Consider the following 344-nt stretch of genomic DNA (forward strand, 5'->3'; position numbering starts at 1 on the left):
CTGAAGCGAAGAAAGCCGTCGATGAAGCCGCTCAAGCCAAGAAGGATGAAATTGACGCTCGCTCTGATCTAACAGACGAAGAGAAAGCAGCAGCTAAGGCTCAAGTTGATGCAGAAGCAGAAAAAGCCAAAGCTGCAGTAGATGCAGCAACAACAGATGCAGGAGTTGAAGAAGCTAAAACTGCAGGTGTTGACACTGTTAAAGCTATTAACCCAGCTGCAGTTGCTAAGCCTGAAGCGAAGAAAGCCGTCGATGAAGCCGCTCAAGCCAAGAAGGATGAAATTGACGCTCGCTCTGATCTAACAGACGAAGAGAAAGCAGCAGCTAAGGCTCAAGTTGATGCA

At 48.0% G+C, this 344-nt stretch carries 1 protein-coding gene; it reads left to right on the forward strand.

The window, feature by feature from the left end:
* A partial coding sequence (locus tag E4T71_RS09335; RefSeq protein WP_135039013.1) for a DUF1542 domain-containing protein occupies positions 1–344 on the forward strand: 344 nt, incomplete at both ends.

Source organism: Streptococcus sp. WM07, assembly GCF_004570525.1.
Classification (GTDB): Bacteria; Bacillota; Bacilli; order Lactobacillales; family Streptococcaceae; genus Streptococcus.